This window comes from Microcystis sp. M109S1 (assembly GCF_020247025.1).
Taxonomy (GTDB): Bacteria; Cyanobacteriota; Cyanobacteriia; order Cyanobacteriales; family Microcystaceae; genus Microcystis.
This window is the reverse complement of record NZ_JADBRW010000293.1, coordinates 1-5,271: the sequence shown is the minus strand read 5'-3', so window position 1 is coordinate 5,271 and position 5,271 is coordinate 1. Positions and strand designations below refer to the sequence as shown.

At 45.5% G+C, this 5,271-nt stretch carries 3 protein-coding genes; all 3 read left to right on the top strand.

Going from position 1 to position 5,271, the window contains the following annotated elements:
• The first annotated feature begins 857 nt into the window (after positions 1-857).
• The gene (locus IM322_RS14735) at positions 858-1,736 is read left to right on the top strand and encodes an Hpt domain-containing protein (RefSeq protein ID WP_287673010.1); all 879 of its coding nucleotides are present in this window, start codon (positions 858-860) and stop codon (positions 1,734-1,736) included.
• A gap of 429 nt (positions 1,737-2,165) precedes the next feature.
• Positions 2,166-4,151, top strand: a complete 1,986-nt coding sequence (locus IM322_RS14730) for a BamA/TamA family outer membrane protein (protein ID WP_502863229.1) — start codon at positions 2,166-2,168, stop codon at positions 4,149-4,151.
• Between the two features lie 92 nt (positions 4,152-4,243).
• Positions 4,244-5,056, top strand: coding sequence for a UDP-3-O-acyl-N-acetylglucosamine deacetylase (gene lpxC / locus IM322_RS14725; RefSeq protein ID WP_002797109.1), 813 nt, complete (start codon positions 4,244-4,246; stop codon positions 5,054-5,056).
• Positions 5,057-5,271 lie beyond the last annotated feature (215 nt).

The window sequence follows — 5,271 nt, the reverse complement described above, 5'->3', positions numbered from 1 at the left end:
TTGCTTGGCTTTCAAACTATTGTTTTGTCTAGGTTCCAGCGTCGTTTGTTTCGCTTCGCTTTCGCTTCGCTTCAACCGCGCATTTACCAATGTATCTAACTTCCCTAAGTTTGTCAACCCCTTTTGGCAAAATTTTTTGATCTTTTTTCTATCCCTTGCTACATCAGCCTTTCAGACCTTAGTCTTTTTTCTGGTCGGGTCTTTTTGTCTAGTAATTTTGTTCTAATTAGCTCTTGATGGTGGTGACAGCGTTTTTGATCAAGAGCAAGATGAAGTATGAGGGGATTTGGCATCATCTCTGGATGACCACCTACTGTTCTGGCGTTGTCTGTTCCCTACTGCCAACTCCGGTGCGGTCTTAAGGGGTAATCTTAGATAGGGCTTGCTGAATAAATGTGAAATATAGACTAGGTAAGGGTCTTAGGGTCTTTTTTTGCGAAACAGGTGCAAGATTTTGAGAGAATCATGTTTCAAAACCTTACATCTTCATCCGCCCGCGTCCTGTAGGGGCGAAGCATTCGGGCATAACCTATCGCTGAAACCGTAGATTTCCTATCCGAATGCTTCGCCCCTACTTTTTCAGCAGACCCTAGATAGTCAACAACTCAGTTCCCTCTGATCAATAATAATTTCTAGTCAGCTTGCTCCCATCCCCGATTCTTTCCTTAGCTTTTTGCCTGCCGTTGTATCGATCTATTTTGAGCAAGAGAAGCTGAGAACCTTTGTGGGCAGGCTTTTGAACTTAGCTTGTGTCCGTCTGGGCCAGTTTTCCTAGCCATTGCCCCATAACTGATATATTTCCTGAAAAACTGGGCAATCTAGGACTAGACAGCATCGTGATAAGGGGGGATAAGACCTTGTACTCCGCTAACGCGCAGAAAATTCTCGGCTATTTCATCGAAGAAGCAAAAGAACACCTGGAAACTTTGGAACAGGGGATTTTAGACTTAGGCAATCTCGTGAACAATACTGAACAGATGAACGAGATGTTTCGTGCCTCCCATTCCATCAAGGGGGGGGCGGCCATGTTAGGTTATAGCAGTATCCAAAAAACTGCTCACCGTCTTGAGGATGCTTTCAAAATACTGAAAGAAAATCCCATACAAGTGGATCAAAAATTAGAATCTTTGTTCCTCAAGGGTTATGATCTGCTTCAGATATTGATCGATAAGCTGCCCAGTCCATTAGGTTTGCAAGCCGAGGAAGCTAACGCTATCGTTAAAAAAGGTGAACCTACTTTTGCCGAATTACAGTCCCATCTTAACTATCTTCTCGACCAAAAAAAATCTACCCCAGCTATTGCGGCAACCTCTTATATCTCCATCAGCGTCAGAGATATCCTCAAACAGATGTTACAACTGTTCAAACAGGAAGAAACCAGTGCTTCCCGTCAGCAATTACAAAAATTAAATTTATCTCTGTCTCAATTGGCTTCAGAACAGCAAAAGTGGCAATATTTAGTTAAAAATGCCCAATCAGCCCTGGCTAACCCCAAACATTCCTACCGCACTCTCGCCCCGGTTATTATTAAAGAATTAAAACAAGCTAGTGATTTATTGGAATGGGGTCGCGGGGAAGAAATCACCGTCAGTCAAGAATTGCAGTTATTAGCCACCGCCAAATTACCACAAATCCTGATCACCCTAGAACCGGAATTAGTAGCTAGTACCCTGCTGCAAATGTTTAATCGCCAACAGGTCTCGCAACTGGTACAGTTATTACAAATGAGACGTTGACATCTGCGCTGGTGTAAAAAGGTGGGGGATTCCCAGGAGAATAAACTTAATGTTTTTAATTTTGGTGAGTTAGGAAGATATGTAATTAATTGTGCGCCCACCGAGGTGGCAATAATTCTAGAGGGTGAATTGGGATAGAGCCAAACCGGAAAAAGCTAAGATATGGCAAGATAAAAACTTAATGCTGACGGCTGACCAATATCAGACCTGATGCAGTATCTCTTTAGTCACCGGTCAAGCTGGGATTTACTGAGAGTAAGCAATCTGCTAGAGTTTTAACGTTCGTTAAATTTCTCGGGCAGAGAAAACAAACAAAACCATAATGGTGTTAATGGGTGTGTGGAAGTGCTTAAAAATCTCAATTTTTCGGGGCGATATTCCTCGCTGGCCCTGATGCTGGCTATTTTCGGATTATTTCACGGGACGGTAATGGCCGAAGAAGAACCGCAAGAAACGGTTTTTCCCCGCGTCGAGCAGATAGTACAGTCTCCTCCTGCGACGGGAGAAACTACGCCACCCGTGGCAGCACCGACGGAAACCCCGACGGAAACCCCAACCCCTCCAGAAACTCCCACAACGGCCCCACCGGCGCCGGCGGAGGAGTCGCGGGTTTTGGTGGCTGAAGTGGTAGTACAGGGGGCCGATCGAGAATTAGAAAATCTAGTTTATAATACCATTCGCACCCGACCAGGACGAAGCACGACTCGATCGCAACTGCAAGAAGATATTAACGCCGTTTTTGCCACGGGCTTTTTTGCCGATGTGCGGGCAGTTCCCCAAGATACGCCCCTAGGGGTGCGAGTCACCTTTGAGGTGCAACCTAACCCCGTTTTTCAGGGCGTACAGATTCAAATTGCCCCGGAAACCCTGGACAAATCGATTTTACCTGCCGGGGTGGTCGAGGAAATTTTCGCTAGTCAATACGGCAAAACCCTGAATTTGCGGGAATTACAGGCGGGGGTAAAAAAAATCAATGACTGGTACAGCAAAAACGGCTATGATCTGGCCCAGGTAATCGGTGCGCCGCAAGTCACTCCCGATGGTCGGGTGATTCTGGTCATTTCCGAAGGTTTAATCGAAAAAATTCAAGTACGCTACTTTAACGTCGAACAGGAACCGGTCAAGGGTAAAACTAGAGAATTTATCATTACTAGGGAAATGCGCCTAAAAGCGGGGGATATTTTTAACCGCAATACGGCCCAACAGGATTTACAGCGTGTTTTCGGTCTCGGTTTATTCGAGGATGTGCGTCTGTCTTTTTCTGCCGGCAGCGACCCAAGGGAGGTGATTGTTAACGTCGATGTGGTGGAAGGTAATACCGGTTCCCTAGCCGCTGGGGGTGGTATTAGCTCGAATGCGGGCTTATTCGGGACTGTTAGCTATCAACAGCGCAATTTTGGCGGTAATAACCAAACTTTAGGGGCAGAAGTCCAGTTAGGGGAACGGGAATTTTTATTCGATCTGAGTTTTTCCGATCCTTGGATTGCCAAGGATAATTTCCGCACTTCCTACACGGTGAACGTTTTCCGGCGACAGTCGATTTCTCTGGTTTATGATGGGGAAAATTCCTCGATTCGGACGCTTAACGATAATGATAGTCCCCGTATCGTCCGGACGGGTGGCGGTATTACTTTTGTCCGTCCTTTGGCCGCCGATGTGTTTACGAAACCAAAATGGGTGGTTTCCCTAGGCTTTAACTATCAACAGGTACAGGTGCAAAATGCCAATGGTGACATCTCCCCCCTGTCTGCACCTCTCAACGGTTTTGGCAGTCAACAACTGGCGTTTAGTTCCTCCGGGATCGATGATATACTTTCTCTAAATATTGGCGCTATTCGAGATTTTCGCGATAATCCCCTGCAGCCCACCAGTGGTTCTTTCCTGCGTCTAGGTTTAGAACAAACTATTCCGGTCGGTTCTGGCAGTATTTTCGGCACTCGTGTTCGGGGTAGTTACAGTTACTTTATCCCCGTTCGGTTTATTAATTCCTTTAATCTCTTTGAAACCGATATTTTTAAAGGTCAGCAATCCCTCGCTTTTAATGTGCAAGCAGGGACAGTATTAGGCGATTTACCCCCCTACGATGCTTTTATCGTTGGGGGTAGTAACTCTGTACGGGGTTACGCCGAGGGAGAAGTGGGTAGCGGTCGCAGTTATTTCCAAGCGACGGCCGAATATCGTTTTCCCATAGTAGCAATTATTGGGGGGGCGTTATTTGTCGATTTCGGCACTACTATTGGTTCCCAAGGGGATGTCCCCGGTCAACCCGGGATTGTCCGGGGTTTACCCGGTACCGGTCTCGGTTACGGTTTAGGTGTTCGGGTACAATCTCCCGTCGGCCAAATTCGGGTTGACTACGGTTTTAATGTCGATGGTGGTTCTCGTCTCCATTTCGGTATCGGGGAACGATTCTAATCAGTTATCAGTTATCAGTTATCAGTTATCAGTTATCGATAAATTTAGTTCTTTTTGTTGTTCACTGATAAAAGCTTTATTACTTGATAATTATGGTTTCTACTATCGCTAAACAATTTGAATTATCGGGAATTGGCCTACATTCGGGGGAGATAACCCGGGTGCGCGTCTGTGGGGCAAATCCGGGGGAAGGACGTTATTTTGTCCGCAGAGATCTAGCCAATCAACCGATTATTCCCGCTCTAGTTTCTTCGGTTTACCAAACGACTTTATCAACGGAATTGGGACAAGGAGAAGCCAAGGTCAGAACCGTTGAGCATTTATTAGCGGCCTTAACCGCTTTGGGGGTAGAGGATGCTCGCATTGAGGTGGATGGTGCGGAAATTCCCCTCCTTGATGGTTCGGCCAAAATCTGGGTAGAAGCGATCGAAAATGCCGGTTTAAATAACTCTTTTTCTCCATCAGATTTAACGATTTCTCAACCGATTTGGTTGTACGAAGGAGATGCTTTTGTGGCGGCGATTCCTTCCCCTGAATTACGTTTTACCTACGGGATCGATTTTACCTATAAACCCATCGGTAATCAATGGTATAGTTGGAGTCCTGATCAGGAAAGTTTTAGTCAAGCGATCGCATCCGCCCGGACTTTCGGTTTTGCCGATCAAATTGAATATTTACAAAAGGCTGGTTTAATTAAAGGAGGCAGTTTAGAAAATGCTTTAGTCTGCGATCAAAATCAATGGTTAAATCCTCCTTTACGGTTTGAAAATGAGCCAGTAAGACATAAATTATTGGACTTAATTGGTGATTTGAGTTTACTGGGAACTATTCCCACCGCTCATTACATGGCTTTTAAAGCCAGTCATAAACTTCACGTTCAATTAGCTAAAGCAATTCAGGGTTAATTATACTAAATTCTGTTTAAAAGGTATAGGGGAGTGGGAAGTGGGGCTGTCTGGAGGCGGGGTTTTTACTTCTGTCGATGACATGGCTTTCGCTCGATCGTTCTCTACTCAAGCCTTTATCCTAGCATTGTTGACCCTTGGCTATTAGCCGTCAGCTATCAGAATCATTCCAACATCGTCGGGTTTGCTCGGTGACAGGTTGCCAATCCAGAACT

Coding starts and splice junctions, on each gene's coding strand:
- IM322_RS14730 (WP_502863229.1), top strand. CDS start 2,166: ATGGCCGAAGAAGAACCGCAAGAAACGGTTTTTCCCCGCGTCGAGCAG.
- lpxC (WP_002797109.1), top strand. CDS start 4,244: ATGGTTTCTACTATCGCTAAACAATTTGAATTATCGGGAATTGGCCTA.